Genomic DNA, 19,203 nt, shown 5'->3' with positions numbered 1-19,203 from the left:
CACCCTTCCATTCCAAAGAAGGCCATTCCCAAAACCCGCCGAATCGAAAAGGGCGGCCGCAAGCGGCCGCCCTTTTGACGTTCCGACCGGTCAGCCCCCGGCGGCGTGGGCGTCGTCGCTCTGCCCCTTGATGCGGGAGGCCAGTGCCGCCTCCAGGAAGGGATCGAGCGCACCGTCCAGCACCGCCTGGCTCTGCGAGGTCTCCACCTCCGTCCGCAGATCCTTCACCATCTGGTAGGGGTGCAGGACATAGGAGCGGATCTGATGACCCCAGCCGATGTCGGTCTTAGTGGCCTCCAGCGCAGCGGCGGCATCCTCGCGGATCTTCAGCTCACGCTCGTACAGGCGGGCGCGCAGCATGTCCCACGCCTTGGCGCGGTTCTTGTGCTGCGACCGTTCCTGCTGGCAGCTCACCACGATGTTCGTCGGGATGTGCGTGATGCGCACCGCCGAGTCGGTCTTGTTGATGTGCTGGCCGCCGGCGCCCGACGCACGGTAGGTGTCGATGCGGCAGTCCTTCTCGTTGATCTCGATGTCGATCTTGTCGTCGATCACCGGGGAAATCGAGACGGCGGCGAAGCTGGTCTGGCGCCGCGCCTGGCTGTCGAACGGGCTGATGCGCACCAGACGGTGCACGCCGGCCTCGGTCTTCAGCCAGCCATAGGCGTTGTGGCCCTTGATCTGCACGGTTGCCGACTTGATGCCGGCCTCTTCGCCCGGCGTCTCGTCGAGCCATTCGGTCTTGTAGCCGTGCTGCTCCGCCCAACGGGTGTACATGCGCATCAGCATCAGCGCCCAATCCTGGGCCTCCGTGCCGCCGGCGCCGGCATTCACCTCGACGAAGCAGTCGTTGGCATCGGCCTCGCCCGACAGCAGGCTTTCGATCTGCAGCTTGTTGGCCCGGTCGCGCAGGCCGTAGAGCTGGGCCTCCGCATCGGCGACGACGGTGGTATCCCCCTCCGCCTCGCCCATCTCGATCAGTTCCAGGCTGTCGGACAGATCGCGCTCCAGCGAGCGATAGCCCGCAACGGAGGTGTCGAGCTGGGTACGCTCGCGCATGATGGTCTGGGCCCGCGCCGGATCGTCCCAAAGCTTGGGATCCTCGGCGAGGTTGTTCAGTTCGTCGAGACGCCGCAGTGCATTGTCCCAGTCAAAGATGCCTCCTCAGCAGCGCCAGCGATTCTCTGATCTCGCCGGCGGCCGCTTCGATCTCGGCCCGCATGGCGGTGCCTCCTCGTCAGCCAGAGTTGAAAGGTTTGTCGGCTGCATATGTAGCCGCTCGCCCCCCGCCTTGCACCCCCTTAATGAGCAGCCCCTTGCCCGCCGGGACTCCGCGCCGGGACGGCTTGCCACTTTCGAGTATGGCCGAGCCCCTGCTTGGAGGTCCTAACCGTTTGGAATCATCGGGACGGTTCATTTCAGAGTACGTCCCATATCCGGGACCACAACCCTACCGCGGCAGCCGGGATTCCCCGAAATCGAGCTTATGTTCTGCGGCGTTCCGCACCTTTCTTGCGCGATCACCTCTGCCGGGGGCACGATGAGCTTCACCAGCCTGAATTTCCTGCTGTTCATCACCGTGTTCAGCGCCGGCTTCATGGCGCTGGCCCGCACGCGCGCCTTCACACCCTTCCTGCTGGCGGCCAGCTACATCTTCTACGGCTATTGGGATTACCGGTTCTGCGGGCTGCTGGCGCTCAGCACCTTCATCGACTTCTATTGCGGGTTGAAGATCGCCGATTCGCCCGACCGCAGCACCAAGAAGATGTATCTGTTCATCAGCCTGGGCGCCAACCTGGGCATGCTGTTCTTTTTCAAATACTACAACTTCTTCGCCGACAGCGCCGAGATCGCGCTGGCCTCGCTGGGGGTGGAGATCGGGCGTCGCACGCTCGACATCCTGCTGCCGGTCGGCATCTCCTTCTACACCTTCCAGAATCTCAGCTACGGCATCGACCTCTACACCGGCGAGGTGAAGGAGCCGGAGCGCTCGCTGATGCGCTATGCCACCTTCGTCGCCTTCTTCCCGCAGCTGGTGGCCGGCCCTATCGTCCGGGCGCGCGACCTGCTGCCGCAAATCCAGCAGCGCCCGCGCGACATACCGTTCGAGGAGCGCTTCGCCGGTCTGGAAAAGGTGATCTGGGGTTATTTCCTGAAGATCGGGCTGGCCGACAACGCCGCCGTGGTGGTCGACGCCCGCTTCCACCAGCCGGAGTTCTTCAATGCGCTCCAGCATGTGATCGGGCTGTTCTGCTTCTCCCTGCAGATCTACGGCGACTTCGCCGGCTATTCGCTGATCGCCATCGGGCTGGCGCAGATCTTCGGCTACACCATGTGCGAGAATTTTGCCCGGCCCTATTTCGCCACCGGCATGCGCGATTTCTGGCGGCGCTGGCACATCTCGCTGTCGACCTGGTTCCGCGACTATCTCTATGTGCCAATGGGCGGCAGCCGCACGCGCTGGCTGCGCATCCGCAACGTCGTCATCACCATGCTGGTCTCCGGCCTGTGGCACGGCGCCAACTGGACCTTCGTCCTGTGGGGCGCGATGCATGGCGGCCTGATGCTGGTGGAGGACGGCATGCGCCGGCTGGCCGCCCTCAGCCCGGTGCGGCTCAGCGGGCCGGTGCTGGCCGCCGGCCGGCTGGTGATGATCGGGCTGGTCTTCGCCGTGGTGACGCTGACCTGGCTGCCCTTCCGCGCCGACAACCTGCAAACCGTCTGGACCATCCTGGGCATCATCGCCCACGGCGACTTCGGCCTTCAGCAGGGCAATCTCCAGGCCAGTTCGCTGATCCGCGTCGCCGTCACCGGGCTGATCGTGCTGCTGGTCGATGCGATGGTCGAGCGCGGCGCCGGCCGCCGCTATGCCGGGACCAATGTGGTGGCCCGCTCGATGGCCTGCTCGGCCCTGATCCTGGTGATGCTGCTGTTCGGCAGCTTCGCCAACCACGCCTTCATCTACTTCCAGTTCTGACCGGACGGAGAGTGTCCCATGTACCGCCTTCTGGCTTGCATCGCGCTGATCCTCGCCACCGTCACGGCGATGGACCGGGTCCTGGCCTCGGCGCTGGGCGACCTGCTGCTGCGTTCCAGCGACCGCTTCATGACGGTCTACCGCCCCTTCGAGCCGGAGGCCCAGCCGGCCGTCAAGCCGCCAGCCAAGCAGGAAGAACAGCCGAGCGCCCTGCTGGTGAAGGCAGCCCTGACGACGGAGGCCCGCCAAGCCAAAGGCCCGGCTGCTACCGTAGCCAGCGGTCCCGCCGACGTGCTGGTGCTCGGCAATTCGCGGGCGGACAACCACTTCCCGGTGTCCGCGCTTCAGGACATGACCTGCGGCCGGGCGCTGAACCTCGGCATGGGCGGGGCGCCGACCGTCCTGTCGGCTCTGCTGTGGGACGATTACGTCGAGCGGCACGGCGCCCCGCGCCTGCTGGTGCTGGAGCCGACCGGCGTGGTCGACAACCCCCATGATCTGGCCGACCTGCCGCTGCTGGCCTACTACTCGCCGCGGATCGACGCCTTCGTCCGTCAGGAAAACCACGAACTGTGGATGGCCAACCATGCCTTCAACCTGATGACCTTCAACAACAATCAGACCATGCGGCTGGTCGCCGGGTTGCTGAAACCTGCCGGTGACCGCACGCTGGTGGGCGCCATCCCCGATCCGCTGAAGGCCCAGCTTGCCGCAGCGCATGAGGAGATGATGACCGCCGACGATGCGAACTGGCAGGCGCTGGAGCACATCGTCCGCAGCGCCCAGGCCCAGGGCACCCGGGTGGCGGTGGTCATCACCCCCTATTTCCCGACCTATGCCGGCAAGCTGAAGAATTTCGACGCCTTCTTCGCCGAATTGAAGGCCCGCCTGCCCGCCGGCGCCACCGTGATCGACGCCCGCCGCGCCGTGGACAAGGACGAGCTGTTCATGGACGCCCTGCACGTCAACGAGGACGGCGTACGCGCAATGTTCGCGGCACTGGAAGCGGACCTGCGCCCGCTCGGCAACTGCCCGGTCGATGCGATGGCCTCGTTGACGGGGGCGGGGAATACGACGCACTGAACGCCGCGATGCGATCATTGCGATGAACGGAAAAAGGGGCGCCCGCAGTGGGCGCCCCTTTCTCGTTCGGCTCAGAAGGCTCAGTACAGCCCGCCGGTTCCCAGCGTTGCCGCGGCCGGCGCAGTGGGGACGCCCGGCTGTGGCGTGCCGAAGCCGGCGGCGTTCGGATCGCCCACCAGGGCGCCGGACGCCTGGGATGACCCGTCCAGCACCACCTGCGGCTGGTCGGGGTTCGGCTCGGTGCCCGGCAGGAAAGCCTCCCAGATGGCGCGGTTGTCGCCGGGCTGGGCCAACTGGCCGTTTGCCGGGTTGACGCGGACGAGGCGCAGGCCGGGCGGCACGCGGAACGGCGTCGCCGGCTTGTCCTTCAGCGCCACCTGCATGACCTCCTTGAACACCGGGACGGCGGCGGAACCGCCGGTCTCATGACCGCCCAGCGAGCGCGGCTGGTCGAAGCCGATGTAGGTGCCGACCACCAGATCGGGCGAGAAGCCCATGAACCAGGCGTCGTGGCTGTCGTTGGTGGTGCCGGTCTTGCCGGCCAGCGGCTTGCCCAGCGACCTCAGCGCCGCCGCAGTGCCGCGCTGCACCACGCCTTCCAGGATCGAGACGATCTGGTAGGTGGTACGCGGGTCGTTCACCTGCTCGCGCGTGTCGGGAACGGCGGGGACGGCCATCCCGTCCTTCCAGCTGACGTTGGTGCAACCCTCGCACGAGCGGTTGTCGTGGCGGAAAACGGTCTTGCCGGTGCGGTCCTGCACCCGGTCGATGAAGGTCGGCACCACCCGCTTGCCGCCGTTGTCCAGCATGGCGTAGGCGGTGGCGAGCCGCAGCACCGTGGTTTCGCCGGCGCCCAGCGACATCGGCAGATAGGGCTGGAGGTTGTCGACGATGCCGAACTTCTCGACCAGCGCCTTGACCTTGTCCATGCCGATCTGCTGGGCGAGACGGACGGTCATGACGTTGCGCGACTTCTCGATACCGACGCGCAGCGGGGTCGGGCCGTAGAACTCGTGGCTGTAGTTCTCTGGCCGCCAGACCGGCTGCCCGCCGCCCGGGCTGTATTCAAACGGCGCGTCCATCACCAGCGACGACGGGGTGAAGCCCTGGTTCAGCGCCGTCAGGTAGACGAATGGCTTGAAGGACGAGCCGGGTTGACGCAGCGCCTGGGTGGCCCGGTTGAACACGCTCATCGCCGGGGAGAAGCCGCCGACCATCGCCAGCACGCGGCCGGTGTGCGGGTCGAGCGCCACGAGACCGCCCTGCACCTGCGGGATCTGGCGCAGGCCGTAGCTGCCCGGCGGCAATTCCTTGGCGGCGGACTTGTCGGTCTTCTTGGCCGGCTTCTCGTCCTCGTCCTTGGCCGGCGGGCCGCTGACCGCCTCGACCAGCAGGATGTCGCCCAGCTTGGCGACGTCGGACGGCTTGCGGATCGCAGGGCCGGCGACGTCGCCGTCCTTGGAGGCGCGGGCCCAGCGCAGTTCGGACAGCGGGATGCGGCCGCGGCTGCCGTCGGCCAGCCCGATGTCCAGCCCGTCGGCCTGATCGTCCTTCAGCACCACCGCCAGCTTCCAGCCTTCCGATCCGGCGGGAGGCGGCATGGCGGCCAGCTTCTTCGACCAGTTGTCGAAATTCTCCATCTTCCCGACCGGACCACGCCAGCCATGGCGGCGGTCGTAGGCGATCAGCCCGTCGCGCAGCGCCTTGGTTGCGGTCGCCTGCAGCACCGGGTCCATCGAGGCGCGGACCGACAGCCCGCCCTCATACAGCGCCTGCTCGCCATAGAGCTTCACCAGCTCGCGCCGGATCTCCTCGGAGAAATATTCGGAGGTCACCACCTCCTGCTCGTCGCGCTTGCGGGTGACCAGCGGCCGTCCTTGCGCTGCCTTCGCCTCCTCAGGGGTGATGTAGCCGTCCTCGGCCATGCGGCCGATCACCCAATTGCGGCGGGCGACGGCGGCGTCATGCTGGCGGTCGGGGTTGTAGTTGGACGGCGCCTTCGGCAAGGCGGCCAGGAAGGCGACCTCCTCGATGCTCAGCTCGTCCAGCGCCTTGTTGAAATAGTTCAGCGCCGCCGCCGCCACGCCGTAGGAGCGGTTGCCCAGGAAGATCTCGTTCAGATACAGCTCGATGATGCGGTCCTTGGTGAAGGCCCGCTCGATGCGGACCGCCAGGATCGCTTCCTTGATCTTGCGGGCGAAGGATACCTCGTTGGTCAGCAGCATGTTCTTGGCGACCTGCTGCGTGATCGTGCTGGCGCCCACCGGCCGGCGCTCGCGGCCGAAATTCTCGATGTTGGTCAGGATCGCGCGCAGGATGCCGATTGGATCGACACCCTGGTGGCCGTAGAAATTCTTGTCCTCGGCCGCCATGAAGGCATTCATGACCATGCGCGGCATGGCGTCGATCGGCACGAAGATGCGCCGCTCGGACGCGAATTCCGCCATCAGGCGCCCGTCGCCGGCATAAATGCGCGTCGTCACCGGCGGCTCGTAATTGGCCAGCTTGGTGTAGTCGGGCAGGTCGTGGTCGTAATGCTCGAACAGGAAGACCAGCCCCCCGGCGCCGGCAATAACCAGCATCACGAAAGCCATCAGCAAGGACAGAAGTAGGCGCATGACCAATCCCGCAAGAAACGACGAAGGGCGCGGCCGGAGTCCGCATTTTCAAGGGTGCGGAGCGCTGCCGTGCCTGACAGGGCGGCGCATCCTACACTGCCTCGCCGCGAAGCGCCGCCCCCGTTCCCGTCATGTCAGGGAAATGTGACGCGCAGAGGGCGCGTGCGAGAAATTGCCGGCACAGACGGGGTAGACCGCACCCCCTTTCAATGCCACGCCTCAGCTGCGCTGCGATCCGTGCAGCCAGCGGAAATAGCTGTCGATGGTGCGGGCCAGCGCCTTGCCCAACCGCTCGCGATGGCTGCCGGAGGTCAACAAACCGACATCCTGCCGGTTCGACAGGTACCCCATCTCGATCAGCGCCGACGGAACGTCGGGCGCGGTCAGCACGGCGAAGCCGGCCTGACGGTGCGGCCGGTTGGCGATCAGCGGCACGTCGCGCCCCAGCGATTGCAAAGCCAGCGTCGCGAAGCGCTTGGAATGGTTCATCGTGTCGCGCTGAGCCAGATCGATCAGGATGTTGGCGACCAGCTGGTTCTCGCCAGACAGGTCGAGCCCGACCAGCGCGTCGGCCCGGTTCTCCTTGGCGGCCAGCATCTCCGCCTCGCGGTCGGACGCCTTGTCGGACAGGGTGTAGATCGACAGGCCGCGTGTGTCGCCGCTGCTGATGCTGTCGGCATGCAGCGAGATGAACAGGTCGGCACCCGCCTCGCGCCCGATGGCGACGCGGTCGCGCAGGCGGATGAAAACGTCGCTGTCGCGGGTCAGCTTCACCCGGTAGCGGCCGGTCGCCTCCAGCTGGCGCTTCACCTCCTTGGCGGTGGCGAGCGTGATGTCCTTCTCATAGATGCCGCCGACGCCGATGGCGCCGGGGTCCTGCCCGCCATGGCCGGGGTCGAGCACGATCAGCGGCTTTTCCGCCACCGTCGGCGGCTTGTTCTCCGGCGCCGGCGGAGCGGCGGGCAGAGCGGCCGGGATCAGCTGGGCCGGCGGGAGCGGCGGCAGCGGCACGAAGGGCGGCGGAGCCGTGACGGTGCCGTTGGCTTCGACGGCGGACGGAGAAGGCTGCGGCGCCGGAACAGGCGGCGGAACCGCCATCGCCGACGAGACGATGGACGACATCGTCAGCGCACCTTTGGCGCCAACTTCCTTCGCGTCCTTCCCGGCGGCAATCTGCCGGAATTCCGCCGCGGTGGTCTTTTCCAGATCGAGGACGAGGCGCGGCTGGTGGCCGTCGCGCGGCGAGATCATGTAGCCCTCGCGCAGCCGGGCCGGGCCGACCGTCTCGAAGGTCAGCCGCGTGCCGCGCGGCCCCCCGGCATGGTGGTAGCGCGCGACCACCCCCTTGCCCTCCACCGGCAGAGAGCCGCCGGGCCAGATCAGGTCGGGCAGATCGACGATCACGCGATAGGGATCGGCGGCAACCGAGACGGTGAAGGACACCGGATCGCTCAGTTCCAGCACGAAACGGGTCTTGTCCGGGTGGATGCCAAGCCGCGCGTCGACCACCGCCGTGCGCGGCGGCGCCGACGGCAGGGCCGCCGTGGCCTGCGCCGCCGCCGTTCCGGCCATCATCCCGGCCGCGCCGAAGCCCAGCAACACCAGCGCCAGCAGAACCATGCCCAGGCCATGGGCAATAAGCCCGCGCGGCGAACGGGCGGAACGCGGCAGGCGATCGGGCAAGACGGTCGGCAGGCTGGGCGGCCGTGGCATCAAATCTCCTCGGCGGCAGAGGGACCAGGACGGAAAGAGGTGGCGGAAACGAGCGCCGGACGACCAGCTATAGCCCAGCCAATTCAACGCTCTCAACGCGGATCGTCAGGCTCCGAGTCAATTCCGGCCGGGGGTGCCGTTCCTGCAACAGTGAATGGGAGCGTGGCCGGCACGGCACCCGGACAGGCCGTCCCGGTGGAAGGACGCACCCCCGCTTCCCCGCGATCAACTTGTTCACCGAATCGCCGCATTTCCGCGTTGTGCAAGAGGGATCGCTTGTCTATGGTATCTTTGCGACAGACCGCAATTCGCCAGACCAGGGTCGGACTCCCAAGGTGAGCGCCGATTCGCTGATCCACGGACACCCAATCCAAAGGTCAGCCGATCGCCGGTCACGGGGCCTACCCAAGGGGCTGCGGCGTCGCCCTCGACACCGCCTGTCCGGCCATTTGCGCCGGAGGGACGTCGCGGGGTGGCGCGTTCGGGTTGGCGGTGAGAGGACGAAACCTCGAAGCTGGCTGTGGCCGCAAGGCGGCAGCCCGGCGCGTGTCGACCGGGCCGTCCTGGCTGCTCTCGTCAGCGCCGTTCGGCGGTTCCGGTCCGTCGTGCCGTATGCTTCGCCCACAACAGACGCTGCGTCCAGGCGGCCCGACCGGTCGCGCGGGTTCCCTGGGTCGCGCCGTTGAGGAACGTATATGGCCAAGCGCATGCTGGTGGACGCCACGCACCCGGAAGAAACCCGGGTCGCCGTGGTCAATGGGAACCGGCTGGAGGAACTCGACTTCGAGATCGCCAGCCGCAAGCAGCTGAAAGGCAACATCTACCTGGCGAAGGTGACGCGGGTCGAGCCTTCGCTCCAGGCGGCCTTCGTGGAATATGGCGGGAACCGCCACGGCTTCCTCGCCTTCTCCGAAATTCATCCCGACTATTACCGCATTCCGATGGCCGACCGCGAGGCCCTGCTGGCCGAGGAACGCCGGCTGGAGGAGCAGGCGGAAGCCCGGGCCGAGGCCGCCGCCGACGGCGCCGTGATGGCCGAGCCGATCCGCCCCGAGCAGGTGGTCGAGGAATGGTCGCCGATGCCCTCCCCCATCGCGCCCGAGGCGTCGGATGAGGATGGCGAGGACGACAACGGCGAAGACGCCGAGGCCGGCGAGGAGCAGGCCGCCCAGACCGAGGGCGCCGCCCAGTCCGCCGCCCAGGAAGCCGACGCCCCCGACACGCTCGGCGGCGACGAGGACGAGGAGGCGGAAACCCAGCGCCGCCGTTCGCGCCCGCTGCGCTCCTACAAAATTCAGGAAGTGGTGAAGCGCCGCCAGGTCATGCTGGTGCAGGTGACGAAGGAGGAGCGCGGCAACAAGGGTGCGGCACTGACCACCTATCTGTCACTGCCCGGCCGCTACTGCGTCCTGATGCCCAACACCGGCCGTGGCGGCGGGATTTCCCGCAAGATCACCAACCCGGCCGACCGCAAGCGCCTGAAGGAAATCCTGTCCGACCTGGACATTCCCGATGGCATGGCGGTCATCCTGCGCACCGCCGGGCTGGAGCGTTCCAAGCCCGAGATCAAGCGCGACCTGGAATATCTCCTGCGTCTGTGGGACGACATCCGCGAACAGACGCTGAAGTCGTCGGCGCCCTGCCTGATCTATGAAGAGGCCAACCTGATCAAGCGGTCGATCCGCGATCTCTACGCCAACGACATCGACGAGATCTGGGTCGAGGGCGAGGCCGGCTTCCGCACGGCGCGCGAGTTCATGGACATGCTGATGCCGGGCCATTCCCAGCGTGTCCAGCTGTACCGGGACAGCCAGATCCCGCTGTTCCACCGCTATCAGGTGGAAACGCAGATCGACGCCATCCACAGCCCGGTGGTGCAGCTGCGCTCCGGCGGCTACATCGTCATCAACCCGACCGAGGCGCTTGTCTCCATCGACGTCAACTCCGGCAAATCGACCCGCGAGCGCAACATCGAGGAAACCGCCTACAAGACCAACCTGGAGGCCGCCGACGAGGTGGCGCGCCAGCTGCGTCTGCGCGATCTGGCCGGCCTGATCGTCATCGACTTCATCGACATGGAGGAGCCGCGGAACAACGCCGCCGTCGAGCGCCGCATGAAGGAAGCGATGAAGAACGACCGGGCGCGCATCCAGCTCGGCCGCATCTCCGCCTTCGGCCTGCTGGAGCTGTCGCGTCAGCGTCTGCGCCCGTCGCTGCTGGAGACCAACTTCGAGCGCTGCCCGCACTGCTCGGGCACCGGCGTCGTCCGTTCGGTCGAATCCGCCTCGCTGCACGTCCTGCGCGCCATCGAGGAAGAGGGCATCCGCAAGCGGTCGGCCGAGATCACCATCTACGTCCCGACCTCCATCGCGCTCTACATTCTCAACCAGAAGCGCGGTGAGCTGGCCAAGATCGAAGAGCGTCACGCATTCAGCGTCATGGTCCAGGCCGACGATACGCTGATCGCCCCGGACCACCGTCTGGAGCGCAACAAGGCCCGCCTGCCCGACGAGGACGGCCCGCTGGTCAGCGCCGACCGCGTGATGGCCGAGACCGACCGCGCGCTTGCCGCCGAGCCGGTCGAGGCGGTGGAAGAGCCGGAGGTCGAGACCGAGGCCGCCCAGGCAGAGGAATCGGCCGAGCGTGCCGAGACCAATGGCGACGGCAACGGCGAGGACCGTCGCCGCCGCCGCCGCCGCCGCCGCGGCCGTGGCCGTGACCGCGAGGAAGGCCGCGTCGAAGGTGAAAGCGCCGAGGGCGAGACCGAGGACGAGGCGGGTCAGGACACCGACGAGGCCGCTCTGCCGGTTGCCGCCGAGGCGATCCCTGCGGCCGCTGTCTCCGAGCCCGCGTTCGACTCCGCCGAGGCGGAAGGCGACGATTCGGACGAGGATGAGGGCGAGGACGAGACCGGCGCCGATGCCGGCGAGCGGAACGGCGAAGGTCGCAAGAAGCGTCGCCGCGGCAAGCGCGGTGGCCGTCGCCGGTCCCGCCGCGAGGGTGCGGAAGGCCTGGAGGGCGGCGAGGACGCCGCTGGCCAGCAGCCCGCCGCCGCTCCGGCTCCGGTTTCCGTCCCGGTTTCGGGGGAGGCGAGTGACCTCGACTGGATCCTGGCCGGCGACACGGCTCCTGCGGTCGAGGAAGCCCTGGCTCCGGTGCCCGCCGCCGAGCCGCCGGTGAGTGCACCGGTGGAAGCCGCCGCCGCGAAGACGCCGACCAAGAAGGCGTCCCGCAAGCGCAAGGCCGCCGCCGAAGCCCCGGCGGAAGCCGCCGCCGAGGCCGCCCCGGCCCCCGCTCCGGTGGTTGTCGAAGCCCCGGCCAAGAGCCGCAAGCGCAAGACCGCCGCTGCGGTCGAGGCGCCGGTGGAAACCGCCACCGAAGCCGCGCCGGCCAAAAAGGCGTCCCGCAAGCGCAAGGCCGCCGCCGAGGCCCCGGTGGAAACCGCTGCCGAGGCCGCGCCAGCCCCCGCTCCGGTGGTTGTCGAAGCCCCGGCCAAGGGTCGCAAGCGTAAGGCCGCCGCTGCGACCGAGGCGCCGGTGGAAACCGCCGCCGAAGCCGCGCCGGCTAAGAAGGCGTCCCGCAAGCGCAAGGCTGCCGCCGAAGCCCCGGTGGAAACCGCTGCCGAGGCTGCTCCGGCCCCGGCTCCCGAGCCGGCCGCCGCGCCTGCTTCTGCCGGTGGCGACGAGGCATCGGATGCCAAGCCGCGCCGCGGCTGGTGGAAGCGGTAAGCCGAACGGCCCAACCGGGACATCTGGAACGGGAAAAGGCGCCGCAAGGCGCCTTTTCCTTTTCCCGGACGTTATCATCCCTGCCACAGGACAGGTCGGACCATGAGCAAGGCCTTCACCCGCGAGAACGACACGCCTGACGACGACGATCTCGACGATCCGGCACCGCTGCCGCAGGGCTTCAAGAACTACATGACCCCGCCCGGCTTCCAGCGTATGCAGGAGGAGCTGCGCCACCTGCTGCGGGTGGAGCGGCCGAAGGTGGTGGAGGTGGTGTCCTGGGCCGCCGGCAACGGCGACCGCTCGGAGAATGGCGACTATCTCTACGGCAAGAAGCGGCTGCGCGAGATCGACCGCCGCATCCGCTTCCTGAACAAGCGGCTGGAATCGGCGGTGGTGGTCAATCCGCAGGACCAGAAGAACCGCGAACAGGTCTTCTTCGGTGCCACCGTCACCTATGCCCGCGAGGACGGCTCCGAGAACACCATCACCATTGTCGGGGCCGACGAGGTCGATCCCGACCGCGGCCATGTCAGCTGGATCTCGCCCATGGCCCGCGCCCTGCTGAAGGCCCGCGAGGGCGATCTGGTGGACGTGCGCACACCGGCCGGCATGGAACAGGTCGAGGTGCTGGAAATCCGGTACGCCGATTGACGGAAGGGGCGGTAACCCGCCCCCTTCGCCGAACTCACTCCGCCGCCGGCTGGTAAATCTCCCCGCCCGACTGGCGGAACTTCTCCGACATCTCGGCCATGCCGGATTCCGCGGCGTCGCGGATTTCCTGCGTGATCTTCATCGAACAGAATTTCGGCCCGCACATCGAACAGAAATGCGCGGTCTTGGCGCCTTCCGCCGGCAAGGTCTCGTCGTGATAGGCCATCGCCGTGTCGGGGTCGAGCGACAGGGCGAACTGGTCGCGCCAGCGGAAGGAGAAGCGGGCACGCGACATGGCGTCGTCGCGCAGCCGGGCCGCCGGGTGGCCCTTGGCGAGGTCGGCGGCATGGGCCGCGATCTTGTAGGCGATGACGCCGGCCTTCACGTCGTCGCGGTCGGGCAGCCCCAGATGCTCCTTCGGCGTGACGTAGCACAGCATCGCCGTGCCGAACCAGCCGATCATCGCCGCGCCGATGGCGCTGGTGATGTGGTCATAGCCCGGCGCGATGTCGGTCACCAAAGGCCCCAGCGTGTAGAAGGGCGCCTCGCCGCACAGTGCCAGCTGCTTCTCGACATTGTGCTTGATCTTGTGCATCGGCACATGGCCCGGCCCCTCGATCATCACCTGGACATCGCGCGCCCAGGCGATCTTGGTCAGCTCGCCCAGGGTTTCCAGCTCGGCGAACTGGGCGGCGTCGTTGGCGTCGGCCTGGCTGCCCGGCCGCAACCCGTCGCCCATCGACAGCGCTACGTCGTAGGTCCGGCAGATCTCGACGATGTCGGCGAAATGATCATAGAGGAAATTTTCGCGGTGATGCGCCAGGCACCATTTGGCGATGATCGAGCCGCCGCGCGAGACGATGCCGGTCACCCGCTTCGCCGTCAGCGGGATGTGGGCCAGCCGCAGGCCGGCATGGATGGTGAAGTAATCGACGCCCTGCTCCGCCTGTTCGATCAGCGTGTCGCGGAACAGCTCCCAGGTCAGATCCTCGGCCTTGCCCTTCACCTTCTCCAGCGCCTGATAGATCGGCACGGTGCCGATGGGAACCGGGGAGTTGCGCAGGATCCATTCGCGGGTCTGGTGGATATCGGCACCGGTGGACAGGTCCATCACGGTGTCGGCCCCCCAGCGGATCGACCAGACCATCTTCTCCACCTCCTCCTCGATCGAGGAGGTCACGGCCGAGTTGCCGATGTTGGCGTTGATCTTGGTCAGGAAATTGCGGCCGATGATCATCGGCTCCGACTCGGGGTGGTTGACGTTGGACGGGATGATCGCCCGCCCGCGCGCCACCTCGTCGCGGACGAATTCCGGGGTGATGAAGTCGGGAATTTCGGCGCCGAAATCCTCGCCGTCGCGGGCGGCTTCCAGCGCCGCGGCGCGGCCGAGATTTTCGCGGACGGCGATGTATTCCATCTCCGCGGTGACGATGCCGGCGCGGGCATAGGCCATCTGGGTCACCGCCCCGCCGCCCTTGGCGCGCAGCACGCCGCCGTCGGTGGTCTCGACATCGCCGCGCGCCAGGATCCAGTCGCGGCGGTGCTTGGCCAAGCCGGCGCGCACATCGATGGCAACCGTTTCGTCGGTGTAGGGTCCGGAGGCATCATAGACGGTCAGCGGCGGCTCGCCGCCCGACAGCGCGATCTCGCGCATGGCAACGCGCAAGTCGGGAAAGCGCGTGCCCGGCACATGGATTTTCCGCGACGACGGCAGCGGGCCGGTCGAAATGCGGATGGCGTTCTCGTTGAAGTCCTTGGGCATTGGGTTTCTCCGTCGGAGTTGGGCGGACAAACCCGGGACTGCGGACGGAGGTGCGGTATCTTCGTGCGGGCCGTGTCCCGGCATGTTTCCCCGGCAGTGCGGGGGCCGATACGGCCGGACGGGGGCGGAAAACCGGCCCGTCACGAGGTCCCTCCCTTCGCCGGTATGACCCGGATCAGGTTCGAAGGGTCACCACGCTGCCGTCTTGCGCGTTGCGCCGTCCGGCCGTTGGTATCTCAGCCCCCTGTCGGGACCCCCCTGGAATGGGCCCATCCTGCCGCCGGCCAGCGGTCGTGTCAAAAGGAAAGCGCGGCGAACGATCCGTCTTCCCCATTGTGGAAACCGATCACATCCAGCGCTTCAGCCGCACATAAATCACCGGCAGCAACGCCGACAGCAGCATCAGCCCCAACGCGCTGGGATAACCGAAGGGCGAGCCGTGTCCCGGCATGTCGGTGAAGTTCATGCCGCCGATGCTGGTGACCAGGATCGGCGGGTAGAGCAGGACGGTCAGGACCGAGACGATCTTGACGATCTCGTTCTGCTCGACATTGATCTGGCCCAGCGCAGTGTCGAGCGCCAGAGCGACCTTGCCGGCCAGGAAGCGGGCATACTGGTCGAGCCCGCGCAGGTCCTGCAGCGTGGTCTTGGCCCAGCGCCGCGTCGCCTTGCCGGCATTCCAACCATCGCCGCGCGCCAGGAAATCGGTCATGCGCGACAGACTGGCGAGGCTGATCCGCGCCTTGCCGATCAGGTGACCGGCATGGCCGATGCGCTTCAGCGTCTGGGCGTCGTCCAGCGTCTCGCCACGCGACCGCAGCTTGCGCCCGCGGAAGAAGCGGCGGTTCAGCGCGTCCAACTCCACCCCGGTCCGCCGCAGCACGACGGAGGTGCGGTCGATCATCCCATCCACCAGCGCCGCCAGCACCAGCTCGCCGCGGGCGGCTGAGACCTGCCCGTGGGTGGCGCGGCGGCGAAAGGCCAGCAGGGCCTGCGGATCGATGTCGTGGATGGTCACCAGCCGCCGCCCGGCCAGCACGAAGCTGACGGTGGCGATGCGCGGCTCATCGGTATCAGCCCAGACCAGCGCCGTGACGGTCATGGTCAGGGCGCCACCAGCCACGCGCAGGCGGCTCGACTCCTCGATCTCCGCCATCTGCTCGCGGGTCGGCAGGCCGGTGCCGATCAACGCTTCCGCCCGCGCCAACTCGTTCGGCGTCGGGTTGATCAGGTCCAGCCACACAGAGGCCTCGGGCAGCGGTGCCGCCTCGTCCGCGGCTCCCTTGTCCCAGCGCAGCAGACCGCCGTCATTGACGAAGACATGCAGCAAGGCTGTGCTCCTTGCGTGGGTACCCTGTCCCTCTCCCGCCCCGGGAGAGGCAACTTACGTCACCCGACCACCGCGCCGCGGCTTGACGGGCGGCGGCGCCTTCTCCCCGTCGAGGTCCAGCGTCCCACCCTCGGCCTTCAGCGCCTGTTCCAGCTTGCGACGGAAGGCGCCGCCATCCCGCTTGGCGTCAAGGAAATGGCCGACCGCCTCCTTCGCCGCATCGCTGTCGTAGGGGACCTTGCCCAACGCCGCCAATTTGACGCGCTCCACCAGCTTCGGGTCCATCTTCTCGCGGATGGCCTTCATCTGGCGGAGCAGGTCCTTGCGCAGGTCGCTCATCGGGCCCCCTCAGCTTGCGTCAGGCCTTGCCGATCAAGGTGCCGGCGCCGCCTTCGGTGAAGATCTCCAGCAGCAGCGCATGCGGCACGCGGCCATCCAGGATGACGGCGGCATCGACGCCCTGCTCCACCGCGCCGATGCAGGTCTCGATCTTCGGGATCATGCCGCCCGAAGCGGTGCCGTCGGCGATGGCCTTGTGAGCATCCTCCAGCGACATCTTTTCGATCAGCTTCTTTTCCTTGTCGAGCACGCCGGCGACGTCGGTCAGCAGGAAGAAGCGGGCCGCCTTCACCGCCGCCGCCACCGCGCCGGCCGCCGTGTCGGCGTTGATGTTGTAGGTATCGCCGTTGACGTCGAAGCCGACCGGAGCGATCACCGGGATGATGTCCGACTGGGCGAGCGCATGCAGGATCTGCGGGTTCACCTTGTAGGGCTCGCCGACGAAGCCGAGATCCAGCACCCGCTCGATGTTGCTGTCGGGGTCGCGCTGCACGCGCTCCAGACGGCGGGCGGTGATCAGGTTGCTGTCCTTGCCCGACAGGCCGACTGCCCGGCCGCCGGCGCTGTTGATGGCGGCGACGATCTGCTTGTTGATGGAGCCGGCCAGCACCATTTCGACCACCTCGACCGTCTCCTTGTCGGTGACGCGCAGGCCGTCGATGAAGCTGGACTTGATCTTCAGCCGCTCCAGCATCTGCCCGATCTGCGGCCCGCCGCCATGGACGACCACCGGGTTGATGCCGACCTGCTTCAGCAGGACGATGTCGCGCGCGAACAGCTCCGCCAGGCCGGCGTCGCCCATGGCATGGCCGCCGTACTTGATGACGAAGGTGCTCCCGGCATAACGGCGCATGTAGGGCAGCGCTTCGGACAGGGTGCGGGCCTTGGCGAGCCACTCGTCACGGGTGGGAGTCTGCACGGGAGGATGCCCTTTGTCGGGATGGAATGTCGGGTTTCTTTAACGGAAAGGCCGGCCGGTTGCCTAGAGGGCAATTTATCGGTCACACACCCCCGCGCCGGCCACCCGCGGTCGCTGCCGCGGTGCCACCAGCCGGACGCCACAATCCCGCCAGCCGCGTCATCGGCTGCGTCAGCGCCGTGACCGCCACCGCCATCAGCACCATCGCCGAAAAACAGGGGCCGGACAGCACTCCCGCCTCCAGCAGAACGGTCAGGACGATGACCTCCATCAGCCCCTTGCACGGCATCAGCGTACCAAGCCGGAGCGCGTCGGGCCAGGACTCCCCGCTCCAGCGGGCGGGCAACGTGGTGCCGGCCATCTTGCCGGTGAGCGTGGCGAGGCTGGCGAGCGCAAACACCGTCCATTGCGCCGGGTCGTCCAACGTCAAAGTCACCTTCAGCCCGGTCAGCGTAAAGAAGAAGGGCAGCAGGATCAGCGTGGCGAAATGCTCCAGCCGGTCGAGAATCGCCGCCGCATAGCGGCGCGGCATCGCACTGCCGGCGATGAAGGCGCCCAGGATATAATGCAGCCCGATCAACTCGGTCACCGCCGCCGAGGCCAGCAACGCCGCACAGGTCACGACCACCGCCGTGTCGCCCATCCGCCCGTCCGGCGCCACCCGCTCCAGCAGGCGGTCGAGCAGCGGACGCACCACCAGGACCGTCGCCCCGACATAGGCGAAGCCCAGCAGTCCCACCCGGGCAACAGCCAAAGCATCACCTGCGCCATCCGCCGTCGCCCAGGCCAGCACTGCGGTGATCAGCAGCCAAAGCAGTGCATCGTTCACAGCGGCATAACCCAGCGCCAGCCGCCCCACCCGGTCGCCCAGCAGATCCATCTCGCGCAGGATGGCGCCCAGCACCGGCAGGGCGGTGACGCCGACGCAGATGCCGAATCCGGCGGCGAACAGCCCCGGAGTGGCGTGCTTGCCGGTCATGGCAGGAAAGGCGCCGGCCAGCCACCAGCCCAGGGCTCCACCCAGCAGGGTCGGCACCAGCATGCTGGACAGCGCCACGGCGGCGAAGGCGCCGCCCCGCCCGCGAAACTCCGCAGGGTCGAGATGCAGGCCGGTCAGAAAGGCGAAGAACACCACCGCCATCAGGGCAAGCCCGGACAGCGGGGCGAGCGCGGCCGGCGCGAACAGCACGCCCCACAGATCGGGAACCAGCCGGCCGAGCAGCGACGGCCCCAGCGTCACCCCGAACAGGATCTGGACCACCACCATCGGGGCGATGTGACGGCCGCCGCCGAGCCGCCACAGCAGAAACGGCCCGGCGATCAGCAGCAGGGCCTGCATCAGGAACAGCAGCGCGGGAGAAAGCCCACCCATCGCCGCGCTACCCCTATTCCGCGCCGAGTGCCAGGGCGGCGAGGCTGGCGCGCAGTTCCGCGATGCCGGTCCCCTTCTCTGAACTGGTGACGTGGATGTCCGGGAAGGCGGCCGGATGCTTCTTCAGCCCTGCCTGGGTGTCACGGCGAACTTTGTCGAGATCCGCCGCCTTGACCTTGTCCGCCTTGGTCAGCACGACGACGTAGGGCACCGCCGTGCGGTCGAGCATCTCCATGATCTCATGGTCGTGCGGCTTCATCCCGTGGCGCGAATCGATCAGCACCAGCGCCCGGCGCAGGGTGACGCGGCCGCGCAGGAAGCGGCGGACCATGTCGTTCCACGCCTCCACCTTCTCCTTCGATTCCTTGGCATAGCCGTAGCCGGGCATGTCCACCAGCTTCAGCCGGTCGCCGAGGTTGAAGAAGTTGAGCTGCTGTGTGCGCCCCGGCGTGTTGGAGGTGCGGGCCAGCGTCTTGCGGCCGGTCAGCGCGTTGACGAGGCTCGACTTGCCGACATTCGACCGGCCGGCGAAGGCGACCTCCGGCAGGTCGGCCTCCGGCAGCTGGTTCAGCGCGTTGGCGCCCCAGACAAAGTCGCACTCCTTGGCGAACAGCAGCCGCCCGGCCTCCAGCGCGGCCTCGTCGAAGCCGGAAACGATGCTGGGGGTGTTGGGGGTCGGCGTGTCGGAGGTGGTCATGGCGGACGCTC

At 67.8% G+C, this 19,203-nt stretch carries 13 protein-coding genes and 1 riboswitch; of the genes, 4 read left to right on the top strand and 9 right to left on the bottom strand.

The annotated features are described in order from the left end of the window. Positions 1 to 90 precede the first annotated feature (90 nt). Positions 91 to 1,222, bottom strand: a protein-coding gene (gene prfB / locus E6C72_RS06630; protein WP_109443775.1) for a peptide chain release factor 2 whose coding sequence is annotated in 2 segments (ribosomal slippage) — positions 91 to 1,152 and positions 1,154 to 1,222 — 1,131 coding nt in all. Because the reading frame shifts where the segments join, the coding sequence is not laid out codon by codon here. Positions 1,223 to 1,540: 318 nt separating this feature from the next. On the opposite strand from prfB, the gene E6C72_RS06625 reads away from it, so the two are divergent. Then, a complete protein-coding gene (locus E6C72_RS06625; RefSeq protein WP_109443774.1) occupies positions 1,541 to 2,977 on the top strand; it encodes an MBOAT family protein in 1,437 nt (478 codons plus the stop codon). An 18-nt stretch (positions 2,978 to 2,995) separates the two neighbouring features. Continuing rightward, on the top strand, positions 2,996 to 4,060 hold the full coding sequence (locus E6C72_RS06620) for a hypothetical protein (RefSeq protein WP_109443773.1): 1,065 nt from the start codon (positions 2,996 to 2,998) through the stop codon (positions 4,058 to 4,060). Between the two features lie 80 nt (positions 4,061 to 4,140). Here E6C72_RS06620 and E6C72_RS06615 read toward each other — a convergent pair whose 3' ends face one another. Together E6C72_RS06615 and E6C72_RS06610 are read right to left on the bottom strand one after the other, a co-directional pair. Next, entirely contained in the window at positions 4,141 to 6,678 is a 2,538-nt protein-coding gene (locus E6C72_RS06615) for a penicillin-binding protein 1A (protein WP_109443772.1), read from the bottom strand. 219 nt (positions 6,679 to 6,897) lie between these two features. Continuing rightward, complete coding sequence (locus E6C72_RS06610) at positions 6,898 to 8,391, bottom strand: N-acetylmuramoyl-L-alanine amidase (protein WP_109443771.1); 1,494 nt, start codon at positions 8,389 to 8,391, stop codon at positions 6,898 to 6,900. 695 nt (positions 8,392 to 9,086) lie between these two features. On the opposite strand from E6C72_RS06610, the gene E6C72_RS06605 reads away from it, so the two are divergent. Together E6C72_RS06605 and greB are read left to right on the top strand one after the other, a co-directional pair. Beyond that, complete coding sequence (locus tag E6C72_RS06605) at positions 9,087 to 12,119, top strand: ribonuclease E/G (protein ID WP_109443770.1); 3,033 nt, start codon at positions 9,087 to 9,089, stop codon at positions 12,117 to 12,119. Positions 12,120 to 12,221: 102 nt separating this feature from the next. Continuing rightward, entirely contained in the window at positions 12,222 to 12,773 is a 552-nt protein-coding gene (greB, locus tag E6C72_RS06600) for a transcription elongation factor GreB (protein ID WP_109443769.1), read from the top strand. A gap of 34 nt (positions 12,774 to 12,807) precedes the next feature. Here the strand turns inward: greB and thiC are convergent, their stop codons facing one another. The 6 genes from thiC to yihA all read right to left on the bottom strand — a co-directional run bounded on the left by thiC (position 12,808) and on the right by yihA (position 19,192). Next, positions 12,808 to 14,535, bottom strand: a complete 1,728-nt coding sequence (thiC, locus tag E6C72_RS06595) for a phosphomethylpyrimidine synthase ThiC (RefSeq protein WP_109443768.1) — start codon at positions 14,533 to 14,535, stop codon at positions 12,808 to 12,810. 135 nt (positions 14,536 to 14,670) lie between these two features. Further along, a riboswitch (TPP riboswitch) is annotated at positions 14,671 to 14,805 on the bottom strand. Positions 14,806 to 14,881: 76 nt separating this feature from the next. After that, positions 14,882 to 15,865 (bottom strand): CorA family divalent cation transporter, encoded by a 984-nt coding sequence (locus E6C72_RS06590; protein WP_109443767.1) that lies wholly within the window; start codon positions 15,863 to 15,865, stop codon positions 14,882 to 14,884. Positions 15,866 to 15,919: 54 nt separating this feature from the next. Further along, the gene (locus tag E6C72_RS06585; protein WP_109443766.1) at positions 15,920 to 16,204 is read right to left on the bottom strand and encodes a hypothetical protein; all 285 of its coding nucleotides are present in this window, start codon (positions 16,202 to 16,204) and stop codon (positions 15,920 to 15,922) included. Positions 16,205 to 16,223: 19 nt separating this feature from the next. Beyond that, the gene (gene argB / locus E6C72_RS06580) at positions 16,224 to 17,123 is read right to left on the bottom strand and encodes an acetylglutamate kinase (RefSeq protein WP_109443765.1); all 900 of its coding nucleotides are present in this window, start codon (positions 17,121 to 17,123) and stop codon (positions 16,224 to 16,226) included. An 82-nt stretch (positions 17,124 to 17,205) separates the two neighbouring features. Further along, positions 17,206 to 18,495, bottom strand: coding sequence for a cation:proton antiporter (locus E6C72_RS06575; protein ID WP_109443764.1), 1,290 nt, complete (start codon positions 18,493 to 18,495; stop codon positions 17,206 to 17,208). Between the two features lie 13 nt (positions 18,496 to 18,508). Beyond that, a complete protein-coding gene (yihA, locus tag E6C72_RS06570; RefSeq protein WP_109443763.1) occupies positions 18,509 to 19,192 on the bottom strand; it encodes a ribosome biogenesis GTP-binding protein YihA/YsxC in 684 nt (227 codons plus the stop codon). Positions 19,193 to 19,203: the final 11 nt, after the last annotated feature.

The organism is Azospirillum sp. TSH100 (assembly GCF_004923295.1).
Classification (GTDB): domain Bacteria; phylum Pseudomonadota; class Alphaproteobacteria; order Azospirillales; family Azospirillaceae; genus Azospirillum.
This window is presented reverse-complemented; position numbering and strand designations above follow the sequence as displayed.